The organism is Nocardia sp. NPDC004278 (assembly GCF_053602975.1).
The window spans coordinates 235,734-257,238 of record NZ_JBSGEQ010000010.1 but is presented as its reverse complement, the minus strand read 5'-3'; the positions used below and the strand labels follow the sequence as shown (position 1 = coordinate 257,238).

Sequence of the window (21,505 nt, the reverse complement as noted above, 5' to 3'; positions counted from 1 at the left end):
TAGGACTTTTTACAAGCAAACTTTGGTATTGAAAAGACCTAACTTCGGCGTAAGTCAGCCTGAACAGGACGGATACTGTGCTTGTCCGGAATACAGTTGGTGCAGGCCGGGGCGAGGAGGAACGCTGGTGGGTCGACCGATGGCAATGCTCGGGACCTCGGCCGGGGATGTGCTGGGCCTCATCCGCGGTCACAAAGCGGTGACGCGAGCCGATATCCGCCGCGTAACCGGACTGTCCCGCACCGCGGTCACGCTGCGCGTGGAGCAGCTACTCGAAAGCGGACTGGTCGCCGAACGAGCACAGGGCGGATCGACCGGTGGTCGCCCCCCGACCCGCCTGGCGTTCAACCCCGAATCGGGCACAGTGCTGGCCGCCTCCATCGGCGCCAGCCGAGCCCAGGTCGCGGCCTGTGATCTGGTCGGGAGAGTGCGGGCCGAATCGGAGTTCGCGGTGCCGTCGACCGGTGACGCCCAGGCAGTGTTCGCTGTGGCGGCCGAGCACCTGCAGCGGCTGACGGCAAAGCTGCCGCCGGAGCAATCCGTGTACGGGGTGGGTGTGAGTGTGCCGAGCGCAGTCGATGTCGCCACCGGGCACAGCCTGGCCGCCGGAACCGGTCTCGGCGAGGTCGCAGTCGTGGAGTTCTTTGCCGAGCAGTTCGCGGCCCCGGTGCGAGTCGACAGCGACGTCAACGTGCTGGCACTAGCCGAGCACAGGCACCACCCTGGGGTCGACGACCTGCTGGTGCTCAAGACGTCTACCGGTATCGGTGCGGGCATCATCGCCGGTGGACGGCTGCTGCGGGGTGCCTGGGGCGCGGCCGGCGAGATCGGGCACATCAAGCTCGGTGGTGTCGATGATCGGCCTTGCCGCTGTGGCGACCGCGGCTGCTTGGAGACCGAGGCGGCCGGGTGGGCGCTGCTGGACCGGTTCACCGATCTCGGCCGACCGCTGTCCGGCCTGCCGGAACTGGCGGAGCTCGCACGGGGCGGTGACCCGGACGCGGTGCGGCTGGTGCGCGAGGCCGGCCGGCGCATCGGTGAGGTGCTGGCCGCCGCGGTCAACCTGCTCAACCCCGCCGTCGTCGTCGTGCGCGGCGATCTCTCGCACGCTTTCGAACCGATGGTGGCCGGCCTGCGGGAACGGATCTACCAGTATTCCTCGGCGCTGGCCACCAGCAACCTGCGCATCGAGCCCGGCGCCGACGACGCCCCCACCGGCATCCAAGCCTGCGCCGCCATGATCCTCGACCGCATCCTGGCCCCGGACGCGATCAACGCACTGCTCGACGAGGTGCGTCACTGACCGGCATCGGCACCCGGACCACCGGATGTGTGGAGCGACGGTGCCACACGCCGACGACACCGTGGGCGACACTGGGAGACTGCAGATTTCGGTCAGCCGGCTGCGCTCAGCGCCAACATCCGGCATGCCGCGGTCCCATCGGTGACCAGGGATGTCGCATAGCCTCCCGCCGAGCACGACCGAGGTGACGGCCGATCTGGCTGAATGACCGTTCTGGTTGGCCGTCCAGGCCGTAGCGCAGGATCAGGTGCCTCGGCTTGGCGTGGGTTGATGCGGGCTAGGGCGATGCGGGCCGTGCTGGTGAATTCATGTGCGATAGCGGCGTGTACGGGGTCGGCCAGCGTGTAGCCGGGCGCAATTATCGGGCAGTCGCGGTCGGTGCCATGGCACCGTCGCCGGGAAGCCGCGCGACTGCTCGCGGACCTGACGAATCCCGCCAGAGGGTACTCGGTGGCGTGGCCGAACCCCGGCCTCACGCAAGATCTCTTCGTGGGTGCGCCGCGCCGGGGCAGTACCCGTCCGCGACGGTGACGGGCCCGCGGGACGTCCCGGTCCAGCGGTCGACGACTTCGACCGCGACAGCCGGTGGACCGCGATCATCGTGGGGGAGGGGACACGCTGCCGGTTCGGCAGCCTGTTCGGTCTTGGGGTCCCGGTAGTAATCGCCGAAAAAACAACGGATATCGGCGTAGCCGCCGTCCCTAGCCGATGCGCATGGCTCAGGAGTGTATTGCGAACCTCCGACAGGTTGACGTTGGCGCGTACACGACAAGCGTTACAGATTCGACGGTATCCGACCTGCCGGAATCTTCAGCGGCTCACTGTGTCTCGCGAACCTTCGTTCGCGAGACGGGGTCCGACTGCCATGCGAAGTTGCATGGCGCCCGTCGCTGCGGTTCACGCGGTGCAATCCGGTCAGTGATGGAACATTCGGAGTTCCGTGCGTGCAAGTCTGATGTGGTGCTCGCGGCACGCGTTGGCGATCGTGTCGGCGTGAAGGGCTCCCGCCGGTTCGACAATGACGGCGACTCCGTGTTCGGCAGCGACGTCGACATTGTCTCGGAACGGGAGATAGCCGTCGGACACCATGGTGAGGCCGGCGAGCCGTCGGTTCCATCTGACACGTTCCCGGTCCTCGATCGGATTGCCCGGCTGGGTGAGTAGTTCTGCGAGTTCGCCGTGCTGGGTCTCGGTGAGAGTGCCTGCGGCGAGGGCGATCTGCCAGTTCAGCCGCTGCTGGCGTGGCAGATCCGTCGGCAGGGGAAGGGTCCGGATGCTGTGATGGCGGCGCATCCACCACGTTCGCGCCTTGGCCCCGGCCAGTTGGGTGCAGTCGACACGGGACTGCTGCCCGGCTCCGACGCCGACGGTCATTCCATCGCGCACGAAGACCACCGTGTTCGACTGGGTGAAACGGGCAGTGATCATGCCCAGCAACGCATCTGTGGCTGAGGCATCGGTGAGCGTGGGGCCGTCGGCCGAGCGGAGCAGTTCGGTGGTGATCGGCTGCCGATCGTGGTCCTGCTCGATTGCGACGCCGAATACGGTCCGGATCTCGGTGGTCGGGGGTTGGTAGGTGGGGTCGATCTCGACCACGAGGAAGCGGCCCTGTTTTTTGCGGGCCAGCTTCGCTACGGTCCCGGGCGCGTAGCCCGGCGCGATGATGCCGTCGGACACCACTGCGCCTAGCATTTCAGCCAGCTCGTCGTCGACGGGCTCGGACACCGCGATCATGTCTCCGTATGACGATCGCGGGTCGGCGTCGCGAGCCCGGACATATGCTGCGGCCAGCGATCCCAGCCGCGCGGTGCCCAACCCCCAGGTCTCGCGCATGGTGTCGTCGAGCATCCCGTCCAGCGCAGCTCCTGCCGGGGAGACGTGCTTGAACGAGGCAGCAGCCGCTCTGCCAGTCGCGTGTTGCGCGTCTGTAACCAGTTGCCAGGCATTGAGCGCGTCGAGATAGTTGATCATCGATGCGGACCCGTGCAGCACGCGGATGTGATCGGCGCTGCCGTCGACGATGCGGGCCCGCTGATGAGGATTCATGCCGTACCGCAAATCCATTGTCGTGCTCCATTCCCGAACTCGAGTTCGGGAGCACCCAGGCGGACGACGCTCCGATCTTGCGCTTCCTCGTGGTCAGGTCCACGTGACGCCAGTCGCACGTGCAACTGTAGAGCACGACGGCGCGACCAAGTCACGCCACCTGATGGGGCGTGGATCAGAACAAGGTGTCGCGAACCCGTAGCGGTCGGTAGCCGGTGGGGCCGAGCTGGGCGAGCTCGGCGTCGATATCGACCTCGATGGCACCGAAGAGTTGATGTTCTCACTGTGCGCCGGCGAGATATGGGACAGCACCTCGTCATCGATGCGGCGACCCTCGCGCCGCATCTGCTCGACCGCGAGCCCGTAATACTCTGTAGTCCAAGCGATTACCGCGTTCGCGGCGAGGGTCAGGCACCATGCCTGCTCGGTCTGGCCCTCCAGGTGCCTCGCGCGGATCATGCCCTCATGGGCATACAGCAGGTCTCGGCGCAGCGCGTGCAGGGACTCGCCCTTGTTGAGCTGGCGGGCGATGCGCCGCCGATAGTCCGGGTCCGACAGGTATTTCGCGGCGTAGATGGTGCGGCGCAGCGCCCCGTACTCTTTGAGCGCCGCCGCGAGAGCGTTCTGGCGGCCGGACGCGGAGAGCTTGCCGACCAGCAGCGAGGCGGTGGCGTGTCCGAACTTCAGCGATCCGGCCAGCCGCAGCAGATCGTCATAGTGCTCGGCGATGAGATCCAGATTCAGCTTGCGGGTCAGCAGCGGCCCCGCGTGCGGGAACCGCGCCTCGGCCTCGGCCCGAGGGCCCGACCGGTACAGGGTGACCCTGCCCAGGTCCCGGATCCGGGGCGAGAGCTGCAACCCGAGCAGATCGAACAGACCGAAGTTCACCAGGGTGACCCCGTGCGTATCCGTCGCGTGCTCGGTGATCGGCAGATCGGTTGCGTTGCCCAGGATTTCATCGAGCACATAATGTGCCTCCCGTTTCGTCGCGACGATGATCTTCGTTCCATAGGTCGCATGCTGATCGGTGACATGGGTGTAGGTGGAGAGCCCTCCTCGGCGAAATATCTGCTCAGAGCTCTGGCGGTGAGGGATTTGCCGCGTGTGGGGAACCGCTGCCCGTCGAAGCGGGAAGTCGAATCAATAAGTCAGTACCTCCTTCCCATGGCGTTTCGGATGTTCGGCCTGCTCGTATCTCGAAGCGACCCAAGTCAATCGGCCATTGCTGCACGTCGGAGAGCGTGGACGGAGCCAAACTTTGGATCTGGAAAGATGATCGTCTTTCTGAGCGACGATGACCTGGTCACAATGGCTCAGCGCAAAGATGACGGGCGCGATCCATACCAAGTCGTGGACGAAAAGCTGATGAACTTTCTCCGCACCCTGAGTCCATAACTTGCTGAACGGAAAACAGTGGGTTCATCCACGCTGAAGCTTTTTCAGTGGGAACCCAACGCGATTCGTGACCCCGCGTGCTGGAACGCGTCCGGTTCCGGCTGAACTGTCCTCGTTGAGGCTGAGGCAGTCTCGTTGATCTGAGGTATCCGGCGAGTTGGCCTCATCTGTGTGAGACGGATGGTCGGAGTCCGGCAGTGCCTCTGTCTATCGGCCCCTTGCATAGACGCGCATTTGTTCGGCCACCCGTTCGAGCTCGGCCATAGATGCAGCAGAGGCGCTGTTGAGCCCGCTGTGCGCGGCGGTCGAGCTCCGCAAGAAGCGCCGCAGTACGACAGTCAGCAGCCCTTCCGGCAGGGTCTGTAACGCAACGAACCCGCGGGGGACCGGCGGCGTCGGCATGGCGGCCAAGTGCTGTCGTATGAGGCGGATCATGCCGCGGACCGCGTCCGGGTCATCGGCCAGCGCTACCGGGCCGCCCGCCGCGTGCACCGCTTGCTCGAGCGGCACCGCGAAAGCGGCGTGGGTCTTGAGCCAGGCATCCATCCGCGGCTCGGCCTTGGCGTTGATCCCGGCGGTACCGAGCGCCCGCACGATCCGTTCCAGTCGCGGCGTGGTCCGGCCGCCGGGTTCGCCGATCGGCATCGGGAGCAGGCGGGTCATGAGATTGGTCGCGCGGTAGCGGACCACGTCGCCGTCCATCGTGCCGCCGGTCGGGGGAAAGCCGAGCAGCACCCGCTCGTTTCCGATCACCGCACCCAGCGGCTCCGCGCCGGCCGCCCAGTTGAGCAGGAACAGCACGTCGCCCTCGATACCGGTGAGCGACTCCAGCACCGTGTCCACTTGATGGGCGCGGACAACGACGGCGATCAGGTCGTACCGGCTGTCCGGGTGCTCGACCACCGGAACCTGTACTCGCCTGACGTGCGGGCTGGTTCCCTCGGCGAGCTGCACGCCGTGCCGACGTAATGCGGCAAGGCGCTCACCCCGGGCCAGGAGCGAGACGTCGTGCCCTGCTTCGTGCATCCGGGCGGCGAGCAGACTGCCGAGAACCCCGGCACCGTACACGAGCAGCTTCATAACAACCCTCTCTCATACGTTCGTTTAATTCATACGTTCGTTTCATTCGAACATATGTATAGTACGCACATATGGCGTCACCGGACACCCGCACCCAGATCCTCGACGCGGCCGAACGAATCTTCGCCGAGCGCGGTTTCCACGGCACCTCGATCCGCGCGATCACCGAGCTCGCCGGGGCGAACTTGGCTGCCGTCGGGTACCACTTCGGTTCGAAGGCCGAACTCCTGGCCGAGGTCGTTCGCCGCGTGATCGAACCCATCAACGCCGCGCAGTGCGCCGAGCTCGACCGACTGCTCGCCCGGTCCCCGGACCCGACGGTCACCGAACTGGTGAAGGCATTCGCAGGGCCGCTGTTCGACGAGACACCGGTCGGCGACGAGGGCGGCGCCCGCACGTCCCGGCTGATCGTGATGATCTTCGGGGACCCGGCCGAGGAAATGCGCACCTGGACCGGCCCCTCCCAGGAGACGGTCGGTAATCGCTACCTGGCGGCCTTCGGACGCGCACTGCCCGGCCTTTCCCCGGAGGAGCTGTGGTTCCGGATGCGGGGCATCCTCGCTGTGACGGCCGTGGACCGCGTCGAGGTCTACAACCGGTGCCCCCCGGTCTGCCCGTCCCCAGCGGCCGGCGAGGCGACCCAGCGCTGGGCGATCACGTTCCTGGCGGCAGCGATGAGTGCGCCACCCACCGGGACCTGACGACTCGGCAAGGCCGTCACGAAGTACCCCCGGGTGGGCAACGCATCGATTCGACAACTTGACGATTTGCCTCATGATCAATGCGACCAACAGTTCGGCGACCATCCCACCCGCAGGCAGAGACAACACAATGCCTCATCTTCAATCAGACAGGACATGAACCGACGTCAGAACGTCGGCTGTGGAGAGGGTTGGGCCGCCGTTCGGATGGTCAATCCCATTCGGCGGAGGCATGAGTAGCGGCCTCGACGGGCCGTTCCATAAGGGTGCGGGCGAGGTCGGTGTATTCGACCGCGGTCTTCTCGCTGAGCCCGAACGCGATGACGAGGCGCAGCGGGTCGGCATTGGTCGAGAACGCTTCTTGCAGAATGCGGTCACCGCGGATGTGTTCGAGCTGGACGCCGAGCAGGTTCAGGTGCCAAGTCAGGTAGTCGTCGGTGACCGGAGCTGTGCCGAGTACGGAGTCGGCGGAGACGATCAGGTGAGGATTCGGCGTGCCGGGCCATCGGTGCTGCCGGAAGGTCAGCCAGGAGGTGAGCGTGTCGTGCGCGAACTCGGTGAGCGGGTGGACGGTTCCGCCGATCCGGATCCGCCGGCGCGGCAGGTCGATGTTGTCGAGGGTCAGGAGCCGCAGTGGGGTCGCGCGGGCGGCGTATATCGCGACCAGGGCGACGACGAGGCGTTGCATCGGTGTCACGGCCGTTCCGGTGACCGTGTCGACCTGGTCGTCGGTCATGGGCAGCAGCGTGCGGCGCGGAGCGGCGCCGCAGTGCAGTCGGCGCGTTGGATCGAGGAAGATCAAGCGGTGGCTCTTGGCGAACCTGAACAGCGAGCGCAGCGCGACGAATGTCCCGAACCGTTTGTGCCCGGTGAGCCGGTTCAGTACTGCGGCGACGTCTTCCTTGGTGACCTCGCGCAGGTGTGAGCGGGTGTGTGCCCACTCGGTCAGTGGCGCGTGCACCCGGCTGAAATAGGTGTGCAGGGTGGCTTCGGCTCGGGGCCGTGCCCGTGGCTCTCCCTTGTGGAGCACCAGCAGCCAGGCCCGGACGTCGTCGCGGAATCCGGGCGGCAGGCTGGCGGTTTGGCGGTCGATCCATCGCCGGGTCGTCGGCACGGTGTCGTCGACCAGCAGGCCGCTCTGATCGAGTACTTGGGCCACGATGCGGGAGCGGACGGCGCTGCCGAGTTCAGCCCGCACGCGGCTCAGCGGGATCGGCCGATCGTCTCTGTTGGCGTCCAGCACCCGCCGCAACTGGTCGCCTCGGTGCCGCAGTGTCTTGACGCTCCAGCGGCCGACGTGGGCCATGTCGAACAGTCGCTCGAGGACTTCGCGGTCCGCCTCGTCGATCGGTTCGCTGAAGATGTCGGCGAACCGGAACTCCTCGGCCCGGCGGTGCTGGATCGGTCGTTGCTTTTGGGCCTTGTGGCCGAAGCAGGTGTCGAAGTAGACCCGGGGCCGTCCCGTCTTGCGGCCTTGCCGGTGTTCTTCGCGTTGCTGGCTGCGGTCCACCAGCGTTCCGCATACGATGCACGGACCGTCGCGGTAGGCATCGGATTCCGCGCAGGCCGGAGCGTTCTGGGTGCTGGCGGTGTCGGCAGGCCCGGCGGTGGTGGCTTTCCGTGCTCGCTGGCGTGCGCGGTGCATCTGCAATCGGAGTCGCCGACCGCGGCACGGTTCGCAGTAGATCCGGGGCGGACCCACGCTCCGGCCCATCTGCCGTCCGGCCCTTTGGTCGCTGCGGTCGACCAGAGTGCCGCAGAGCGGGCACGGAACGTCCTGGTATCGACCGGTGAGACCGTCCTGCCTGCGGGCGGTGTTTTTCGACGGTCGGCAGGTCAGGCAGTACCGGCGTGGGCGGCCGCCACGCGGGCAGTGACTCGGCGGGATCGGCCCGCCGCATCCTTCGCAGGTTCGTGCGGTGCCGGTGGTCATCGAGGCGGCAGGGATCGGCCCGTTCGGGGCTTGGGAACGATCCGGCGTACCGGCCCGGCGCCCTGCTCGCCGACCGCGCGGCCGGTCTCCTCGGCCGCGGCTGGTGCCGCCACGGCGTCGGGCTCGGCGGTCATCAGTTCGCCTATTCCGCAGTCGAGTACGACGCAGAGCGCGTCGAGTTCTTCCGGCCGGAATACCGCGGGCGTGCCGGACCACATTCCGGACATCTTGCCGGTGCTGATGTCGATGCCGCGCGCGGCGAGCAGGCGGCGTAGTTCGCTGGCCTTCCAGATGCCGCGGTTCGCGGCGACCATGCGCAGGTTCCACTTCATCGGATCAGTCCTTCCCAGCGTGCGGCGGCCCGCTTGTGTCCCACGGCGACTGCGTCTTCCACCCGCGTTCGGTAGGGGTGGACGTACCGCATGGTCGTGGTGATCCACGAATGTCCGAGTAGTTCCTGAATGGCCAGAATGTCCACGCCGTCGCGGTAGAGCTGGCTGGCGCAGTAGTGGCGCAGCACGTGCGGGGTGAGTCGGCCGGACCAGGTCGGAAGGTGCCTATCAACAGCGACGCCGAGCGCGCGGCGGACGACGTCCTTGGTGACCCGAGTGCCTGCGCTGCCGGAGCGTCGGCGCTCGGACGGAAACAGCGGTGCACGAGGCAACGTTGCGTCCGCGTCGAACTGCGACCACACGTCCTCGACGAACCAGGCCAACGCCCGATCCGCTCCATTGATCAGTGGGACCAGCCGCTGGCGTGGTCCGCTGCGGAACGCGCCCTTGCCGTGGCGGACGTTGAGCTTGCCGAACCGGCCCAGCTCCCAACGCACGTCGTCCAAGTCGAGCATGCATGCCTCGTTGACTCGCAACCCGACATCGGCCGACAGCCGGGACACCACGTAGTTGCGGGCGCTCGGCGCGAACTTGCGACACGTCACCAGATCCTCACGCCACCCGGTGAACAACCGCTCCAACTCGGCGTCGGTCGGCGGAATCCGCACCATATTGTCCACCGACATCCGGGGCCGGTTCACTTCGTCGATCGGGCACTCGACCACACGGCCGGTCAGCTCGTGCAGCTCGACCTTGTACCGGATCTCCAGGAATTCGAAGTAGGACACCACGATCCGCGCGCGGGCCGCCCTCGTAGCAGAGGACACCCCGCGCAGTACGGAACCGAAATACCGATCGGCATCACGCGGCTCCATCTCCCACAACGGCCGCGCGAACCACTGCCGCACCTGCTCGAGGTGCGTGGTATCACCCCGGATCGTGCTGTCGCGCACGCCGGACGATGCCCGCGCGAGCACATACTCCGACAGCACGTCGAGTTCGAAGTCGGCCAGCTCCTCTTCGGACAACGGGCCCGCGGCTCGCGCAGCGACCGCACCACCGCCAGCGTCAACCCAACCCCTCGATGTTCATCGTGGATGAAATTTCTTCACCCGAACCGCGAAACCGCCGACCGGAGTGACGAAACTTCATTCGTCGCCCCGACGTCAACGGATGGGTCAGAAGGGCTGCGGCACTGCGCGACACCGCCGTTCACGCAGACCGAAGGGCCGTCGAACAAGACGGTTATCTAATTCTGCCGCACACCTGTGGTGGTGCCGAAGCTGTTCAACGCGGTGATGCCGCGAACCTGGAGCCCGCGGTCGCTACCGCGTGATGAGCCGAGCACTCGCGCGTTGAGCTTGGTTCTGTCCGCGAACTGTGACGTCAGTTGTTTCGCGAATCCTGGTGGCGTGTCGCCACCTACACCACTTCGAAGATGTTCACGAATAGCGACGGAAAGGACCGGACTCCGGGAGCCCTCACCGCCTCCTCGAACGCGCGGTAATCAGCGTAAGTCGTTTTGTGTCAAGCGGTTCGGCCGGTGCCTCGTCTGTCGTCGTCCCGGCATAGCGGTAATGGGGTTGATCCCGGCAGCGTGTAATCGGGTTGTGTGACGACAGGTCGGGGCTGCCCATGATTACCGGCGAGATCACCAGGTGTCTCGATGCCGCTGGGGCTCGCCCCGACCGACCGCTCGACGATCCGCCTGCTCAGGCGGCGGTCGAGATCATGGCGGCCTCCGTTGTGGTGGTGCCGTGGGTGGCGATGTGCGGGTTCCAGGGTTGCCTGGTGGTGACCACGGCGTGGAGCTGGCGCAGGATCGCCGCGGCGATCACGGCCTGAGCCTGGGTAGGAGTGAGCGGGTTCGCCTCTCGGGTGGTCAGATGTCGGTAGCGAGCGGCATAGACGGGGTTGGCGCGTTGGGTGCCCTACACGCCTCTCCAGGCAGCCAACTGCAGTCCAGGGCGCCCGGCTCCGGTGAGCCGGGCGCGGCCGGTGAAGGTCCCGGATTTCTTCTCCCGGGGTGCAAGACCAGCGTGTTTGACTACTGCCCTGGCGGTGGGAAACCGTGCAGGGTCGCCGGTTTCGGCCAGGATCGCTGCGGCCCCCACCGCGGACAGACCGACGATCGAGGTGACCAGCTCGGTGAGCCGGAGCTCATCGAGCACCCCAGTCATGCGGGTTTCGGTGTCGGCAGGCGTCGCTTGGCCTCGGCCCAGTCTTCGAGCAGCAAGTGCACCCGCTCCAGCGCACCGCGCCGGTGGGCGAGCACTCCGGCCGGATCATCCAGTGCCGCAAAGAGTTTGCTGGTGATCCGAAAGCACGGTCGCTTCGCGCCTGCGCGGGTGACCTCGCCACGGACGAGGCATTCGAGCCGGTCTCGGCCCAACCGGCGGGTGCGGGCGAAGTCGCCGCCGTCGCGGCCGCAGATCACTCGCAGTGCTGCCATCCAGGTCCGGGATTTGAACGGCTGCTGGGCGGCCTCGAGCGCGGCCGGCCACACGCATTCGAGTAGAGCGCGGATCTGCTGGATCTGCGCGACCACCTCGACCAGCAGTCGTTCGCGACGGGCGCCCAGATGCCGCAGCCGACCCCAGGTTTCATCGACCGGTTCGGGTGCATAGCAGCGCAATTGCGCGGTCAATCGCGCGATCAGCACCGCGTCTTTCTCGTCGGTTTTGTCGGTGGTGAGGTCCTCGGAACGTCCTCCTGCTCTTGCGATGGGACACCAAGCCCGACAAGCGCATCAGGAGGACGTTCCCCACGTCCCGGAAACCGACGCACTAAACGTCTTTCTATGCCGATGATCGCGCGCTTCGTATCAGTCGGGGCCAAGTCTGGAAGGGCCAACAGGCCGAGATCATCTCGGCGTTCTGGTTTTGGAGGGTGCCGATTTTGCGTCGTCGAGCACTGACCGCCTCGGACACGCGATCAGCAGCCGGTGCGCTCGCAATGTGTTTCACCGATCGACTGCAGGCTGGCGGTACGGGGTGCCGGTGTCGATCACGTGCCGTTCGTCCGCTGTTCGGCGTGGTCGGCGGCGCGCGTTCGGATTCGACCCCTCCCCAAATATTCGCCAGAGATTCGAGTCGGTTCTGGGGGCCGTGTGCGAACCTGCTGGGTACATAGGGCATTTCGTGCGTTTCAACTCGACCCCCTAAGCGCACAATGCCTTCAATGCTTGGTGTGACCAGCGCCTTTCCATAGCTCGTTATCGGCAGGTTTCTGGTTCGAGTCCAGATGGGGGAGCTGTGACCAGGGCGAACGTATCAGTTCGACCCTGGTTTTGTCCGTTTCAGGGGTCGGACGACACGCTTTCAGCCCGCGAGGCGTCCCAAGGCTGCGGTGAAGTCGGGCGCTTCGCTGGGATGGTCGATGTAATGGCGTTTGGGAACCGAGTCGTTAGCATGGCCGAGGTGCTGGGCTGTGTACTGATCGGCGACCAGGGAGACCACAGCTTGCGGAAGGTCTTCGGAGTGACCCACGCGAACTTCTGGCCTCGAGCTTGGCGCCACAGCCGGCTGAAGTTGTGTGGATCCCAGATGTCGCCGTCGCGATTGCGCCACCGGCAGCCGCCGATACGTGGCACGGTGCAGCCCAACCACCTTGCAGGCGAACCGCTCCGACAGGCCCTTAACTTGTTTGAGCATGTCCACGGCCTGCCGCTTCGTGGCTGGGCTCAGAATTTCCCTTCGCGATCTCCCGCAGCGCGTCCTTCTCAGCTCGGCATCGGCCAGCAACCACTTCAGCCGAGCGTTCTGGTCCCGCAGCTCCCTGAGCTCCTTGGCCGCATCAGTGTCCATGCCGCCGTACTGGCGGCGCCAGTTGTACAGCGTGGCCACCGAGACTTCGAGCTCGGCGGCGATCTCCTCTCCTTCGACGAAATCGTGACCCAGAAGTCATCCGAACCGACTCCGCGAAACCCGGGCAACATCAGGTTGCTACGGGCGGTGATGGCGCTGAGTGGCCCAAAGCGCCTGTCGTCGGGCTTGGTCATCTCTGGTATTGGGCTTGCAGTTGCCGTTTGTAGATCTTGCCCGAGTCGTCACGCGGCAGCATGCTGACGATGCGGATATCGGCCGGAATTTTGTAGTTGGCGATCTGTCCTGCCAGGCTCGCCCGGATGTGTTCTTCGGTGAGCTGGGTGCCGGGTTGTGGGACGATATGGGCGGCAACGGATTCGCCGAGGTCTCCGTGGTGGGGGATGGCGAAGACAGCGACGTCCTCGACACCGTTGACCGCGGCGATGGCTGCTTCGATTTCGGCGGGGTAGATGTTGACGCCACCGGAGATGATGATCTCGCTCGAGCGGCCGGTGAGATACAGGTAGCCGTCGTGGTCGAGGTATCCAGTGTCGCCGACGGTGATGAATCCGGGGACCGAGCCCGCGGGTGCGGTGTCCTGGTTGAGGTAGGTGAAACTCGGCCAGTAGTCGGCTCCTCGGACGAATACTTGCCCGATTTCTCCTGGGGGACAGGGGGTTCGGTCGTCATTGACGACCACGGCGGTTGAGCCGTCGGCGCCGCGGCCGACACTGCCGGGGTGTGCGAGCCATTCGGAGGCGGTGATCCAGGTGATGGTGCCCGCTTCGGTGCAGCCGTAGAACTCGATGAGTGCATCGCCGAACCATTCGATCGCGGCGCGTTTGACCGTCGGCGGGCAGGGGGCGGCGGAGTGGATCACATGCGTGAGGCTGGAAACGTCATAGCGGCTACGGATTTCGGGAGGAAGCGACAGGAGCCTGGAGAGCATCGTTGGGACGACTTTGGCCTGGGTGATGCGGCGTTCGTCGACGAGTTGGAGAAATCGCTCGCTGTCCCAACGCGGCATGATTGTGATGTTGGTGCCCATCCGCAGCGCGAGTACCGCGACCGCGTTCGGGCTGGTGTGATACAGGGGACCGGCCACGAGCATCTGCCCGCCGGGTGTGAGTCCCATGCGGTTGGCGGTGCCGCCCGCGATGGATAGCAGTTGATGCGGTGTCATGCGTTCGCGGAGAACGCCTTTGGGTGTGCCGGTGGTTCCGGAAGTGTAGATCAGTCCCATTGAATCCGCGATGGCTCCCTCGAGGTAGCCCAGAGGTTCGAGGTGATCGCTGATCCGCTCCTCGAGGGTGCAGTGGCGGTGCGTCGGCTGCGCGAGCGCCCGGTCGAGGCCGGCCTCGTCAAGGAGTTCGACCGGCATGGCGACTTCGATGATGTGTGCGTCGACGCCGGATCGGGCGATTGCTTGTTCGATCGTGTCGATGAATTCGGTGTGGGCGATGATGACTCGCGCGCGGCTGTCGGTAAGGACGTGGGCGACCTCTGGTCCCTGCCACCGGGTGTTGATCGGGACGGGATTTGCTCCGCATGCGGCGATCGCGAGAGAAGTCTCCAGGAACTCGATGTCGTTGCGCAGCATGACCGCGACGCGGTCGCCGCGGTTGGTACCTTCGGCGACGAGGGCGGCGGCGAGTCGGCCGGCCCGATTGTGGGCGTCGTGCTGATTGCGGGTCCGGGTTCCGCAGGCGATGGTGGGGTTCGTCGGGTCGTTCGGCGAGACGTCATCCATGAGCCGCAGTGTGCCACTACCGGCGGCAAGTTGCGGCTTGCACTGCTGCTGACTCAGCCGGGAGTGAGGTCGAAGAAGTCAGCGGTCGCGCCGGTAGCGTCGAAGCCCGAGACAGGATTGCCGCAAACCCATCGCATCCCGGTCGAGGCACCAGGAATCTGATGTCCGCCACCGACGACGGTGTAGAGGGTGACTGGTGCGAGACCGGATTCTCGATAGTCGGTCCGACATACCCGCCCCTCGCCCGCGGTCGTGCCGGGCGTTTATCCAGTGAAATGACGGCGGCACGGTGATCCCGTTACGGTGGGCGAAGTACGCCGCCGTTTGCGCTGCCGATAAGTGTGGCCCCTCGGGAAACCATCCCCGGAAGCTGACGTAGCCACCGCTGTAGGGCGCGAGAGGGTCGTCGGTGCCATGGATAAGGACCACTCGCACTGCCAGCGGTGGTCGAGATGATGTCGTGAGATTTTCCCCAGCGGGCTGGTTACTTGCGATAAGTGCCGCTCCCGCGAGCAGTTCGGGCGCGTCGTGCAGCAGCCGAATCGTCATCTGCCCGCCGAGTGAGAATCCGACTGCGTACACCCGGTGCCGATCGATCGACCAGGCCGACGAGACCTCGTCGACCAGAGCGCCGAGGAAACCGACGTCATCGATGTTCTTCACATTGCGGGCGAGCATGGTTGCTTTGCGCGCCCCGTTCCATTCCCGCTGAACAGCGTCGGGGTAGGCCACGATTGCGCCACCCGACTCCACGAGAGAGTCGAAGGCTCCGGCAGCAAACTCGCGGATGGAATCGCCGGTTTGGAGGGTGCCGTGCAGAACCATCACCAGTGCGGCGTCGGGACGTAGGTGCCGGGATCGAACGAGGCGGAACCATCGCATTGATCGACACCGAAACCCTCCAGATTGTCGAGTGGCTGACGCCGCCGCTGACCAGCATCGCCTGGCGGCATCACCCAGCATCCCGTGGCACCGACCCGTCGGCGGATCGCAAAGAATTCAACTTGACCACAACGCATCTCATCCACCCCGACGATCTTGGGTACTACCTCACACCGCTGTTGGACCTAGTGAAAGACCGCATCAAATCGGCCCGATCGGTCGTTCGGCTGCTCACCCTTGAACATGATTGGCAACTCGTTGAGCTTTACTGCATACGACTACCCCACGGGCTACCCAGGTTCCTGACATGCCTGATCCGACCAGTGGGAGACGACATGCGGCCGGGGCTCGTTTTCGAAAACTGACCCCATCGAGACGTCGCCGACGGGTGTCAACGCTCGAATCCGGTGGAGAAGAACCTTGGAGATCGACCTCCTGGTCGCGACGCAGGCCGCCAATGAATGAGTGCAGGCGCGGGTAGTACGGTGACGTTTGCGAAGTGAATTCGCTTGATAGCTAGGCTGACACGCGATCGGTCCGTCCTGACAGGCACCAGCTGGTTTCGCGCTGTCGGGCGACTGATTCGATATGCATGGTTCCACCTTCGGCTGGACAGTATCCATGACACACAAACGGCGGATCGAGTGGGCACGCCCATGGGGGACTTCAGATTTCGTCGACGTCGACAGGTCACGACCTCACCGGCCGATTAAGGCTGTGCTTTCCGGTGTCGGGAGTGTTTGGCCGTATCCCGAGAAGTGGTCAGCCCCGCATCTGATCGCGTCATGTTCCTGTGCATGTGCGCTTTTCGGAATTCGACCCCCTTGGGATCCAATATCGACACGTCAGATGCTCTGTTCAGGACCTGGCCCAAGTTCCGAAGCCGAAAACCTCTGCACACGACTTCTGCCCAATCGCCGCGGACACCGTGTGAAGGCCGGGTCTCCGGCCGCATCTAGCTAGCTGACTTCAGTGGGCTGAAGTGCGCGCTCATACCGATTATGTGATGGTTCGTCTGCATCACACGAAACGCCGGCACGCGTGTTTGGGTGACTCGGCAGCTACCGCGAGGCTGGGGGCAGGAGCCGGCCGCTGAGGACGGGACGGTTGTTGAGGTCATCCAGAGGCACCCCGACGCCGAGGTTCTCTGCAAGCCTGTAGAACATTCCGAGGGACCCCAAGGGACCGTATTCGTCTTCTTCGGGTCGGGCGCCGAGGGCCTGCATCTCGGTGTCGAAGCGGTGCGGGTCGCTGCCTGTCCGTGCGAAGCTGTTCGTGGTGTCGAGTCCGGTGATGAGGCGGCCGTCCTCGGCGTACCGGAACACCTCTCCCGGTTTCTCGCTGGCGTGCAGCTCCAGTGCCGCGGTTCCGACTGAGGCGCGCAGCACCAGTCCTCGGTCTTGGATGCCTTTCCAACTGCCGTGCTCCCACGCCCAGGCCCAGCTTCGGTAATGTCCTGCGCTGACCACATATCCGTCGTCTGCGTAGAGAAGGCCGCCCAGCTCGTAGTGGAAGTCATCCTGCTCGCGCACCGCCACGGTGTTGTGGTCGACGCCCATCCGCTCCAATAGCTCCTGGGCGCTGATCTGACGCGCGAAGGTGAGGTTGACCAGCGGCAGATCCCTGCCGTACATCCACCCAAGGCCACCGGTCATGGTGTTCACGACGCCCCCGGTTCGTTGATCGCGATCAAGGTCGGGAAACACAGTTCACGATCATGAACCCAGGCGTCGTCATCAGCTGAAGCAGTCACAGCGGCTGACACTGCCATGTGCCACCGACATCCATGGCCGCGTCCCCGCGCGGGACCGTCGTCTAGCAGCGACGGCCGCTCCGGCGGACAAGCCGGTTCCACGCGCCGGGCTGGGGACTCGATGGAAGTCCAACGTGCCGCTGGGCGGGCGATCTGAGCAGTGAGATCCACTGCGGTGCAGACCATCTGATGATGCCGCGGGACGCGCGTGCCCGTGGTGACAGACCTGACCTCATGTCGCGTGGACAGCGTGATTGCACTTCTGGATCGGTGGCCGTTAGGTCGGGCAGCGATTACGCCAGCTACGGTCGTGGGCGATTGCTCGAGGTGCGGCTCCTCAGCGGAAGTCCTGTAGCCGCATACCGGATCTCGCTCAACGGGCAATGCAACCGGCAACACGTCCAACTAGCTGGACCACGGTGCGGAGGGAAGGGGGCCCGGGTGAATCCATTTGAGATGAGGAGGGTTCGCAGCTCCGACATCCTCTGCTAGCTGATGACGGAGCTCGCTCGCCAGGAGTCGCAAAGTCTGCGATTCTTCCTCGGAAATTGGTGCGGTACTGGTTGTTCCGATCGCTGTATAGTCGTTGAACTCAATCTCGGCTACGGCATTCAGTAGGCTCCCCTACTTATGTCAAGAGGCGGTTGGGAGTCCGGCGTTAGGCTGGGTGTCGGTAGGTCCGAGTTGTGGTTTGTCCGAAGGATCGGTGTGCGGGGTAGGGCCGGTCGCGCTGGAGTCAGTCGTCGTTCCCGAATGCCCTCCCGGGCTTGCCGCGTCCTGTCCGCTGATCAGCGCGCATCCGGTTGTAGACCACGTTCGACAATCGGCGTTTGAGCGCCCGCATCGACTCCATCGAGGTTTTCCCGGCTGCTCGTTTCCCGTCGTAGTAGACACGGCCGGGTGTCGGGTTGCGCAGCCCGACAATCGCCATGACGTGTAGGACGCGGTTGATTTTCCGGTTCCCGGCACGGGAGAGCCGATGTCGCTGCTGCTGCCCGGAGGAGGCAGCCAAAGGCGCGGTGCCGTTCCACGACGCGAACCGATCTCGTGAGGCGAATCTGTAGATGCCGTCGGTGTCGGCGAGGAGTCGGGCGGCGCTGGACGGGCCGATTCCATACACGTCCATCAAGGTCGAGCCGCGGTCGAGAACCGACTGTTTCAGTTCCTTGTCCGCCCCTTTGGTTTTCCGGTCGATAACCTCGAGATCGTCGATCAACTCGAGCACCAGACGCCGGCGAACCCGGGCAGCGGGATCGGCCGGTGTGATGGTTTCGGCCAGGGCGCGGGCCTGCACAGCGGACAGGAACCGCTTGGCGCCGCCGGGCACCAGCTCGAGCAACAGCCGGTGGATTCGGTTCAACAGCTCGGTGCGTGTGCGGCCGAGTTCGTCGCGGCGATCGACCAGCAGACCCAACGCGACCAGTTCCGGATCCGCTTGCACCCGACGCAGATTCGGCGATCTCACGGCTGCCAACGCGACCGAGTGTGCATCCACCGGGTCGGTCTTGCGGCCGTTTCCGGTGGCGAACACCCGCACCTGCGCCGACAGCTTCGCCGGGACGTCGATGACGGTTTCGCCGTCGTAGACCAGCCGGTGCGCGAGGTGGCGGCCGACGCCGTTGCAGCCCTCGATCGCCCACACGCGGTCTGGGAATTGTCCTACTGCGGTGAGCATCTCGCCGTAGCCGACGGCATCGGTGCTGTAGCGCCACGGTAACCCGGTGGGACGCAAGCCACGAGTGAGCCACACCAAACGATCGGCGGGCAGCCGCTTAGGGAGCCTCCCACCGGGTACCTAGGACCCGATCCTGGCCGGGATCAAGCCCTCACACCAGTCTTAAGTAGCCGAATAGCGTGGGTCCTCGGAGCTGGTTCAGGACGTCTTCTCGGCGATGAACACGAACTCTCGTCCGGGACGATCGGGCGCGTCCCGGACGTCTCGGTTCCGCCCGGTGGCGGAACCGCAGCGTCGAATCCGACACGACGACAGCGTAATCCGTGGCGAAGGTGTAGGTGTGCCGGAACGAGACAAGCGGGAGTTGCACGGCAGTGACATCGAGACGTTGCTCCACGCGTCCGATGCCGAGGACGTCGCGGACCACCGGCCCTGTGTGCCTCGCCCAGTCCTCCCAGGCACGCCGTTCGGGGCGTCTGGTCTCGAAAACGACGTGGCCGCCTGGTCGCAGAGCTCGGCCAATAGCGTTCAAGGCATCCGACCACTCGTCGTCGGTCACGAACACCTGCGCCACATTCCCGCTCATGACTGCCAGGTCGGCACCTGTCTCGGGTACGTCCGTGGCATCGCCGCGCAGCCAGGTGATACCCGGTGGCGCATCTTTACACCGTGCAGACCTCGGCGCAGGAGTTCTTGGACACGATCCGCTCACCCGACATCCGGTCCTCGTTACGCGCCTGTTCGACGGCCAATGCGCGGTGGGGGCGGCGGCGCTTGTGGCCCTTCAACGCAGGGTTGAGATGCCTGTCAGGAAGATGTCGACTCCGACGAGGAATTGTTCGCGGTCGTCGTGCTCGCGCAGCTGCGTCACTGCCGCGTGCACGAACGGGTACCGGCTGGGGTCCAGTTGCGCCCATTGCGCGGCGGCGTGGTCCAGGAAGGCCGCTCGGTCCGTGTCGCTGCCGGCTCGGAGCCGGGCGTTCGCGGCGTTCTGCACGGCGACGCCGAGGACGTAGTTCACCAGCGTGCCGGCCGCGTCGAAGCGCGCATGCTCGGGGACGGCGAGGGCATTCAGCAGTCTGCCGATGCTCTCGTAGAAGTCCAGCAGCGCGGGCCGCCACGGTTGCCGGGAGAGCTCCGCCCCGACCCAGGGGTGTGCATCGATCGCGTCGAACAGGCCCAGGGCGAGGCGGCGCAGGGCTTCGCGCGGGTCCGGATCGCTGACCGCATCGGCCAGCACGCGGGTGATGATGTCGTCGGTGGCCGCCGCGAGCAACTCACCCTTGTCCGCGACATGGTGGTAGATCGCCCCATAGCCGGTGCGCAGGCGAACCGTGAGCGCGCGCAGCGTCAGCGCGGACTCGCCGCCGCCGTCCAGCAGGTCGGTCGCGGCCTGAACGATCAGCTCCCTGGACAGGCCGTCCGTACGCCGCGGGCTCCGCGCAGAACCCGTCGCAGCTCTCTTCGCCATGCGGGCCAGTATGACACGTATGGATCGTTGATCCAATGTCGTGTTAGCGTGTTTGGAGTGACGATCCAATGTGGATCCGCTGAGGATCCAGCGAGCTTGGGAGGAAAACCATGACGACACCGGTCACGATCATCGGGGCAGGTCTAGGCGGTCTGATGCTGGCCCGCGTGCTGTATGTGCACGGCATCGCGGCCACGGTTTACGAGGCGGAGCCCTCGCCGGACGCGCGTCGTCAAGGCGGGCTGCTCGACATTCACCCCGAAAACGGTCAGGCGGCGCTGGAGGTGGCGGGCTTGACCGAGGAGTTCCGCGAGCTGATCCTGCCGGGCCGCGAGGCATATCGGGTCCTGGACCACGTGGGGAGCGTGCTGCTCGACCTGCCCGACGATGGCATCGGCCAGCGCCCCGAGGTGCCGCGCGCCGCGCTGCGGCAGCTGCTGCTCGACTCGCTGCCCGCCGGCACCGTCCGCTGGGGGCACAAGGTCATCGGCGTGCGGCCCCTGGGCGAGGGCCGCCACGAGGCGGGCTTCGCCGACGGCACCACCGTCGTCGCGAGTCTGCTCATCGGGGCCGACGGCGCCTGGTCGCGGGTGCGCCCGGTGCTGTCCGGAGCTGTCCCCGACTACTTCGGCGTCTGCAGTGTCGAGACGTTTCTGTTCGACGGCGACACCCACCATCCCGCTTCCGCGAAAGCGGTCGGTGGCGGATCGATGTTCGCGCTCGCGCCGGGACGGGGGCTGCTGGCCCATCGGGAGGGCGGCGGAACCCTGCACATCTACGCGCAGCTGCGCAAGCCCCGAGACTGGTTTGCCGACCTCGACACCACCGATGCCGCAGCCCTGACCGCGCGGGTCGTGACGGAGTTCGACGGCTGGGCCCCTGAACTCACCGCCCTGATCACCGACAGCGACACCCCGCCGGTCCTGCGCCCCATCTTCACGCTGCCGGCCGGGCACCGCTGGGACCGCGTACCGGGGGTGACCCTCCTCGGCGACGCCGCCCACCTGCGGGCGCCGAACGGTGAAGGCGCCAACCTGGCCATGCAGGACGGCGCCGAGCTCGGCCGGGCACTCGCCGCGCACTCGGACGATGCCGAGGCCGCGCTCGCTGAACACGAACGGAGCATGTACGCCCGTGCCGCCGCCGTAGAAGCAGACGACGACGGCTTCTACACGATCATGATCGATGACGACGCACCCCACAGCGTGCTCGCCCTGATGACCGGAGCCGAGCAGGAATCGTGACTCACGGCGCAGCGCGGAGCGGCTACAAGCCGCCGCTCTACCGGCGGTCTACGCCATACCCGTTGCATTTCGCGCGAGTCCGCAACCCGGAGGGCCACGCCGATCGGGGTGATGAGCTGAAAGTCGGCAGCGTG

19 protein-coding genes, 2 pseudogenes and 1 riboswitch are annotated in these 21,505 nt (G+C 65.7%); of the genes and pseudogenes, 5 read left to right on the top strand and 16 right to left on the bottom strand.

Annotation, left to right across the window (positions count from 1 at the left end):
• Nucleotides 1–127 precede the first annotated feature (127 nt).
• Nucleotides 128–1,303, top strand: coding sequence for an ROK family transcriptional regulator (locus tag ACWEO2_RS18525; RefSeq protein ID WP_452406423.1), 1,176 nt, complete (start codon nucleotides 128–130; stop codon nucleotides 1,301–1,303).
• A gap of 915 nt (nucleotides 1,304–2,218) precedes the next feature.
• On the opposite strand, the pseudogene ACWEO2_RS18520 reads toward ACWEO2_RS18525, so the two are convergent.
• From ACWEO2_RS18520 to ACWEO2_RS18510, 3 genes and pseudogenes are all read right to left on the bottom strand, one after another.
• Nucleotides 2,219–3,373, bottom strand: a pseudogene (locus ACWEO2_RS18520) (phosphoribosylaminoimidazolecarboxamide formyltransferase); the annotation flags it as partial.
• 22 nt (nucleotides 3,374–3,395) lie between these two features.
• Nucleotides 3,396–3,476, bottom strand: a riboswitch (ZMP/ZTP riboswitch).
• A gap of 48 nt (nucleotides 3,477–3,524) precedes the next feature.
• Nucleotides 3,525–4,482: pseudogene (locus tag ACWEO2_RS18515) on the bottom strand (Tn3 family transposase); the annotation flags it as partial.
• A gap of 469 nt (nucleotides 4,483–4,951) precedes the next feature.
• The gene (locus ACWEO2_RS18510) at nucleotides 4,952–5,824 is read right to left on the bottom strand and encodes a ketopantoate reductase family protein (protein ID WP_452406422.1); all 873 of its coding nucleotides are present in this window, start codon (nucleotides 5,822–5,824) and stop codon (nucleotides 4,952–4,954) included.
• A gap of 71 nt (nucleotides 5,825–5,895) precedes the next feature.
• Here ACWEO2_RS18510 and ACWEO2_RS18505 point away from each other — a divergent pair, with 71 nt between their 5' ends.
• A complete protein-coding gene (locus ACWEO2_RS18505) occupies nucleotides 5,896–6,525 on the top strand; it encodes a TetR/AcrR family transcriptional regulator (protein ID WP_452406421.1) in 630 nt (209 codons plus the stop codon).
• 211 nt (nucleotides 6,526–6,736) lie between these two features.
• Here the strand turns inward: ACWEO2_RS18505 and ACWEO2_RS18500 are convergent, their stop codons facing one another.
• The 3 genes from ACWEO2_RS18500 to ACWEO2_RS18490 all read right to left on the bottom strand — a co-directional run bounded on the left by ACWEO2_RS18500 (nucleotide 6,737) and on the right by ACWEO2_RS18490 (nucleotide 9,818).
• Nucleotides 6,737–8,170, bottom strand: a complete 1,434-nt coding sequence (locus ACWEO2_RS18500) for a hypothetical protein (protein ID WP_452406420.1) — start codon at nucleotides 8,168–8,170, stop codon at nucleotides 6,737–6,739.
• Between the two features lie 284 nt (nucleotides 8,171–8,454).
• A complete protein-coding gene (locus ACWEO2_RS18495) occupies nucleotides 8,455–8,790 on the bottom strand; it encodes a helix-turn-helix domain-containing protein (protein WP_452406419.1) in 336 nt (111 codons plus the stop codon).
• Nucleotides 8,787–9,818, bottom strand: coding sequence for a tyrosine-type recombinase/integrase (locus ACWEO2_RS18490; protein WP_452406418.1), 1,032 nt, complete (start codon nucleotides 9,816–9,818; stop codon nucleotides 8,787–8,789). The genes ACWEO2_RS18495 and ACWEO2_RS18490 overlap by 4 nt, the downstream gene beginning before the upstream one ends.
• A gap of 607 nt (nucleotides 9,819–10,425) precedes the next feature.
• On the opposite strand from ACWEO2_RS18490, the gene ACWEO2_RS18485 reads away from it, so the two are divergent.
• Entirely contained in the window at nucleotides 10,426–10,635 is a 210-nt protein-coding gene (locus ACWEO2_RS18485; protein WP_452406417.1) for a hypothetical protein, read from the top strand.
• A gap of 86 nt (nucleotides 10,636–10,721) precedes the next feature.
• On the opposite strand, the gene ACWEO2_RS18480 is transcribed toward ACWEO2_RS18485, so the two are convergent.
• The 5 genes from ACWEO2_RS18480 to ACWEO2_RS18460 form a co-directional block, all read right to left on the bottom strand.
• Nucleotides 10,722–10,970 carry an IS110 family transposase gene (locus ACWEO2_RS18480; protein WP_452406416.1) on the bottom strand — a complete coding sequence of 83 codons (249 nt, stop codon included), beginning with the start codon at nucleotides 10,968–10,970 and terminating at the stop codon, nucleotides 10,722–10,724.
• Nucleotides 10,967–11,515, bottom strand: coding sequence for an IS110 family transposase (locus ACWEO2_RS18475; RefSeq protein WP_452406442.1), 549 nt, complete (start codon nucleotides 11,513–11,515; stop codon nucleotides 10,967–10,969). The genes ACWEO2_RS18480 and ACWEO2_RS18475 overlap by 4 nt, the downstream gene beginning before the upstream one ends.
• Nucleotides 11,516–12,110: 595 nt before the next feature.
• Nucleotides 12,111–12,659 carry a transposase gene (locus ACWEO2_RS18470; RefSeq protein ID WP_452406441.1) on the bottom strand — a complete coding sequence of 183 codons (549 nt, stop codon included), beginning with the start codon at nucleotides 12,657–12,659 and terminating at the stop codon, nucleotides 12,111–12,113.
• Between the two features lie 127 nt (nucleotides 12,660–12,786).
• Nucleotides 12,787–14,346, bottom strand: coding sequence for an AMP-binding protein (locus ACWEO2_RS18465; RefSeq protein ID WP_452406415.1), 1,560 nt, complete (start codon nucleotides 14,344–14,346; stop codon nucleotides 12,787–12,789).
• Between the two features lie 78 nt (nucleotides 14,347–14,424).
• A complete protein-coding gene (locus tag ACWEO2_RS18460) occupies nucleotides 14,425–15,024 on the bottom strand; it encodes an alpha/beta hydrolase family esterase (RefSeq protein WP_452406440.1) in 600 nt (199 codons plus the stop codon).
• A 203-nt stretch (nucleotides 15,025–15,227) separates the two neighbouring features.
• Here ACWEO2_RS18460 and ACWEO2_RS18455 point away from each other — a divergent pair, with 203 nt between their 5' ends.
• A complete protein-coding gene (locus ACWEO2_RS18455) occupies nucleotides 15,228–15,593 on the top strand; it encodes a hypothetical protein (protein WP_452406414.1) in 366 nt (121 codons plus the stop codon).
• A 696-nt stretch (nucleotides 15,594–16,289) separates the two neighbouring features.
• Here ACWEO2_RS18455 and ACWEO2_RS18450 read toward each other — a convergent pair.
• The 5 genes from ACWEO2_RS18450 to ACWEO2_RS18430 form a co-directional block, all read right to left on the bottom strand.
• Complete coding sequence (locus ACWEO2_RS18450; protein WP_452406439.1) at nucleotides 16,290–16,883, bottom strand: DUF6461 domain-containing protein; 594 nt, start codon at nucleotides 16,881–16,883, stop codon at nucleotides 16,290–16,292.
• 834 nt (nucleotides 16,884–17,717) lie between these two features.
• On the bottom strand, nucleotides 17,718–18,713 hold the full coding sequence (locus tag ACWEO2_RS18445) for an IS110 family transposase (protein WP_452406413.1): 996 nt from the start codon (nucleotides 18,711–18,713) through the stop codon (nucleotides 17,718–17,720).
• Between the two features lie 94 nt (nucleotides 18,714–18,807).
• Nucleotides 18,808–19,368: a class I SAM-dependent methyltransferase gene (locus tag ACWEO2_RS18440; RefSeq protein WP_452406412.1), complete on the bottom strand. Its 561-nt coding sequence runs from the start codon at nucleotides 19,366–19,368 to the stop codon at nucleotides 18,808–18,810.
• Complete coding sequence (locus tag ACWEO2_RS18435) at nucleotides 19,319–19,444, bottom strand: hypothetical protein (protein ID WP_452406445.1); 126 nt, start codon at nucleotides 19,442–19,444, stop codon at nucleotides 19,319–19,321. The genes ACWEO2_RS18440 and ACWEO2_RS18435 overlap by 50 nt, the downstream gene beginning before the upstream one ends.
• Nucleotides 19,441–20,127: a TetR/AcrR family transcriptional regulator gene (locus ACWEO2_RS18430; protein WP_452406411.1), complete on the bottom strand. Its 687-nt coding sequence runs from the start codon at nucleotides 20,125–20,127 to the stop codon at nucleotides 19,441–19,443. The genes ACWEO2_RS18435 and ACWEO2_RS18430 overlap by 4 nt, the downstream gene beginning before the upstream one ends.
• A gap of 110 nt (nucleotides 20,128–20,237) precedes the next feature.
• On the opposite strand from ACWEO2_RS18430, the gene ACWEO2_RS18425 reads away from it, so the two are divergent.
• The gene (locus tag ACWEO2_RS18425) at nucleotides 20,238–21,371 is read left to right on the top strand and encodes an FAD-dependent oxidoreductase (RefSeq protein ID WP_452406410.1); all 1,134 of its coding nucleotides are present in this window, start codon (nucleotides 20,238–20,240) and stop codon (nucleotides 21,369–21,371) included.
• Nucleotides 21,372–21,505 lie beyond the last annotated feature (134 nt).